This is a genomic window from Mesorhizobium sp. M0047, assembly GCF_040323315.1.
Lineage (GTDB): Bacteria > Pseudomonadota > Alphaproteobacteria > Rhizobiales > Rhizobiaceae > Mesorhizobium.
The window spans coordinates 1-4,648 of the sequence record NZ_JAMYUW010000092.1; the positions used below are offsets into that span (position 1 = coordinate 1).

Sequence of the window (4,648 nt, forward strand, 5' to 3'; positions counted from 1 at the left end):
GAGTGGCGATTGTGCGTGCTACCCTGTTCGGGCTGTCGAGCATCTCGATTCTTGCTTTGCTCCCCCTCCTGGTTCGCGACCAACTGGCGGGCGGGCCAATTGTTTACGGCGTCCTGTTGGCCGGCTTCGGCACAGGCGCCTTGATCGCCGGCATTAGCAACAGCTATTTGAGACGCATCACGTCCCAAAATCGATTGATCACGCTCGCATCCGTTGCCTGCGCAACGTGTTGCCTTTTACTGGCTCTCACATCATCGGTGGCTGTGGCGGCGGTCGCGCTTGCCATCGGTGGCGCAGGCTGGGTTGTCACCTGGACCGGAACCGACGTGTGTGTGCAGTTGGCAAGCCCAAGGTGGGTAGTTGGTCGCACTCTGTCGATCTATTACGCTCTGACCTACGGCGGCATGGCAACCGGCAGCTGGATCTGGGGTACTGTCGCGCAGAACTATTCCCTGACGTGGGCTTTGGAAGGTGCTGCAGCGGCGCTGTTGCTGGTTGCAGCAGCGGGGAAGCTCTTGCCAATAGAGCTATGGGAAGAATCTGATCAAGGGGCCTTCGATTTCACGCCACCGGAACTGGCGCTCGATCCGAAGCCTAGAAGCGGCCCGATTGTGGTCAAGGTGGAGTATTCGATCCCCGAGGAGAATATCGAGGAATTTTTGCGCTGCATGCGCGAGAGGCGGCGCGTTCAGAGCCGTGCCGGTGCGCGGGACTGGACCCTCCAGCGCGACCTTCAGAAGCCGACGCTTTGGACCGAGACATTCCGCACGCCGACATGGACGGACTATCTTCGTCTAAACCATAGGCTAACGGTGACTGACAGGGAGGTAGGCGAGCGCCTTGCCGCTCTGCAGGTCGGCGGTTGTCCTCCTCATCTCGCACTTTCAATCGAGCGGTCGACAAGCCCTGCCCCGGGTAGCCAAGTCCAGCCTGTGCCCTTTGTATCGCGCCCGTAAGGACGAGTGGAAAGTTCTCTGGGTTGGACACGGGTTGTCAGGCCTGCGCATTCCATCACCGTCGCTTTGTCTGGAGAGGAAGCGACGGCGGTGGAATGGACAATCACGATTGAGCCGTGAACGGATTAGGCGACGTTTGGCGTCGGAAAGTCCGGATTGACAGCCGGTACCGCAAAGGGCGTTCGACCGGACGGGGGAGTCTGGGCAGCAAACTTTTCCGAGGGGTTTAGGCTGTTTGGCTCTCGTATCCAATCGGAAAGGTCGGCGCCGCAGAAGCCTTGGTTGCCAGTCAAATTTTTGTTTTCTCCATGCTTCACGAATTAGGATTGAATGCTTCGCTGTTGGACGTGAAGGAAGATAGGCTGGGGTGGCGCGGCCCGAGCGACCCAAAAGACTTCACACGGTGCAGATAAGGCAGGGGACCTCGTCGTGTCGACAGGCTGACTGGCGTTGCTCATGACTGAGCGGAAATAGAGCACGGGAAGACGGTGGAGACCGTCGCGCTCGACAACAAGAACAATTCTCCAGAGGCGATCATCATTATCGATCCGGCGGTCGGGAGGCCCGGCCGGCTTAAGCGGGGCCACGACGATGAAGCATCCAAGAGATATGCGGCATGATCCGTTCAAGGCCGGCGCTGGAATTGCCGCCCAAAAATGGCGTCTCGGCCGAGGAATCTTGCCGCCATCGCGGACTTTGCACGAAAGCAGAACAGGCAGTGTCCCAAGCCCGGATGGCGAAGTGCGGAGCCGATGAAAGCTGCGGCAGTTGAGGACGCGTACGATCCATAGACGATCGAGATCCTAGGGGCGCTCCGGAAGGCATCTCGCGCGACGCACCAATTCACCTTGCTCGCGAGATATTTCACCATTACGCCTGATTGTCTGACTTGGGGAGCCGCGGTCAGAGGAGCTTAGAGCGTTCGTCTAGTTTGACCAGACGATCAGGGCGTTTCAAGTAAGACAGATTTGTCGAAGCGAGATGTATGACCGTCGTCATTGTCTCGACGGATCTCAAAGATACTGACGTTAGATGCGATGTATTATCTTACTGAGGAGATCATCCATCATCCACCTTGTGGAACCTGCAGTTGTAGCAATAGGTTACTAAAACATATCCACTGCTTGACCGAACGCACAAGCGACATCTTCCTTCGCTGAAAAAAGGCTCTCCCCCGCGCCCCCTACGCTCGCGAACAGCCTGCCCTCCGTCCGAGCCAGCCGGGAGGAGGAGAGGGCGCTGGTCTCCGTGTGCGCGAGCACCGTCAGAGCCTGCCAGGTCATTCCGTACTCTCCGCCAGAAGGATAATTATGCTGGATCGGCTCTCGAATGGAAGCCTACCCCTCCACTTTATCGGAAACAGGTAGATCCCCTGTTGGCGGGGTTATTTCGGAAAAGAGGAAGGTCGCTGGATCCAGTTTCAACGCCTTGGCGATCGCGGCAATCGTGTCCACGCTGATGTTGCCGCTCGCGCGCTCCAGTTTCGTGAATGTCGCCTCCGCCACACCGATGAGTTCGGCCATCTCATAGCGGTGCAAAGTACGTCGTTGTCGCTCAAAATCGATGATGTGCGCCAGCCGCTTGCGGATCGCATTGTCGTCCAACCGATGCGCCCAATCCGGAACTTTCTTACTGCCGGCGAGCAGTCCTGCGAAAGACACTTGCAAGCCGTTTGCCATGATCTGTAGCGTCGTCAATGTGACATTATTTTTCTGACGCACAGTCTGAATGTAGGTTCGATAGGCCAGTTTTTCGCCCTCGGCGGTCCGAAACAGCTCGGTCATGTGCATATAGGATAGGCCACGTTTGGCTCGCTCCCGCTCAAGCGTCAAAGCAATGTTGGCGCGCAACGGGTTGTTGACCACGCCTCCGTCGTCTCGTTTCATAAATCGATGTAGTCGCACAAACCTGCCTTTTCGACCTATCCTTTTTCGCTCGGACCATCCATAGTAAACTGTCAAAATACGCAGCGAGGAAAAGGCTATGACCATACTCAAATCTCTTTTGGTGGGTGCCGCCGCCATCGCGGGCACAGCGGCTCTTCCATCCGAATCAAAAGCGTCGGAATGGGGCTGTCAGGTCCTCCTATGTCTTTCCGGCGACTGGAAGGGTACCCCCTCGTGCCACCCGCCAATTTACAAGTTGATTGCGGCGATGGAAGCCCCGAGTTTCAATTGGCCGACCTGTCCGCAAGCCAACTGCAGCGCGGCGAGATTTGAGAAGTATGAGGATTGTCCGTCTGGCTGGCAAGCAGTTGGCAGCTCCGAATCCGATCGGCCGGGCTTAGGTCAAGAACGGAACATCTGCCGCATCGCGGCCGATAGGTTCTCGCTGCCCGTCGTTTTCAAAAACAACGGCCTCGGCGGGCTTCATCGAGACGGATCACGTCAGGTCCAAATCGAAATCGACGGTAAGGTGGTGACGGCAAAAATCCAGACCGCGGGGAACGAACGAGGGCATTCCCTTGGTAATGGCCCCACCTATTACACCATCCCTCGACCGATGCGCGGAAAGCCCTGGTTCATCGAGTATGATGACGCGAACGGCGTGCGCCAGAAAAGCTGGTTCAATCTCAACATGCCATGAGCCCGGCGATCACGCAGGACGAGGTACTATTGTCGCAATTCACGGAGGGTTGTAGTGTTCAAGGCGCTTCTCCTGTCCACTGTGATTTTGAACACAGGCGCAGTGTTGACGGCGGCTGGTCAGAGCGACAAGCCGCGATCAAGCGTGAACAATCCTATGTGGCCCGCTTCACTGAAATGGGACTGCAAGACCGCTGCCAAAATTGTATGCGAGCGTGATGGCGGTTGCACAGTGACTGAGGACCGCTCTGGATTTGTGCTGAACTACGGCAGCAACGAAGCCGAGTTCGCAGCTGGCAATGTCAGGATCAAGCGTCACTATCAACAGACCGTGCAGGCAAGCCCTTTGCAGCAGGAAGTTAAAGTCGAACTGGCCGACAATCGCGTTCTTTGGCTGTCGGCCGTGGATGCCAGCCGCACTTATTCGGAAGCCTGGGTCGGCGCCCTTAGCGAGTTGAAGGGTGGCGCGGTACTGATGCAATCCGAGGGGGTTTATTGCATGCCGCACAAGTGAGTGCGCCGAGAGGGGAGGTGAGTACGTTCGCAACCATGCCAAGAGGCGTGTTGCGAAGCACCATATTGACCTGCTCCGTGCGGCCGGCAAGTGGTTCGATCGTCGAGGGCCCGCCAAAAACAACGCAGGTCTCCCGCCAAAAGGTCCCCGAGCCTTGCGGCAGACAGACGCTGCATCACTCTTTCACTCCCCGCCCCAGAGCGGCGACAAGCGAAATCGGCCACCCAAGGTGGTCCACATTCGCAAGTCCGCCGACCCCCAAGAACCACCGCGTCCGATCGAAGCCGTGGCCGTGCTGACTGGCTCTGCTTCGCTTCATATAAGCCTGCGCGATGCTTCGCTGTTCCCCAGTTGCGTGTCATCGTTGCCCTGCCTGAAATCGTCCAGCCGATGCTATGGGCGCTCCCAGGACCGCGGCAGTTTGACATCGCAGCCATCGGCGCGGTAGCACCGTCCAAGGCCAAGAGTCGCAGGGCAGACCGCACCCCGTCGGGCTGCGCGACCGAGACCAACTGACGCCAACCGGCACACACATCGCGCATCGGCACCGTTGATGCGACATCGGCTTTGTTGCGAGCGCGATATCTAACTTT

The 4,648-nt window shown here is 57.8% G+C and carries 4 protein-coding genes; 3 read left to right on the plus strand and 1 reads right to left on the minus strand.

Translation table 11 applies throughout. The features are described 5' to 3' along the window. On the plus strand, positions 1–956 hold a 956-nt coding region (locus NKJ89_RS35380; protein ID WP_352609040.1), incomplete at its 5' end, for an MFS transporter. A 1,337-nt stretch (positions 957–2,293) separates the two neighbouring features. Here NKJ89_RS35380 and NKJ89_RS35385 read toward each other — a convergent pair. Beyond that, the gene (locus NKJ89_RS35385) at positions 2,294–2,842 is read right to left on the minus strand and encodes a helix-turn-helix domain-containing protein (protein WP_352609041.1); all 549 of its coding nucleotides are present in this window, start codon (positions 2,840–2,842) and stop codon (positions 2,294–2,296) included. A 97-nt stretch (positions 2,843–2,939) separates the two neighbouring features. Between NKJ89_RS35385 and NKJ89_RS35390 the strand changes: the two genes are divergently transcribed. Together NKJ89_RS35390 and NKJ89_RS35395 are read left to right on the plus strand one after the other, a co-directional pair. Further along, positions 2,940–3,542 (plus strand): hypothetical protein, encoded by a 603-nt coding sequence (locus NKJ89_RS35390; RefSeq protein ID WP_352609042.1) that lies wholly within the window; start codon positions 2,940–2,942, stop codon positions 3,540–3,542. A 54-nt stretch (positions 3,543–3,596) separates the two neighbouring features. Further along, on the plus strand, positions 3,597–4,055 hold the full coding sequence (locus tag NKJ89_RS35395) for a hypothetical protein (protein WP_352609043.1): 459 nt from the start codon (positions 3,597–3,599) through the stop codon (positions 4,053–4,055). Positions 4,056–4,648: the final 593 nt, after the last annotated feature.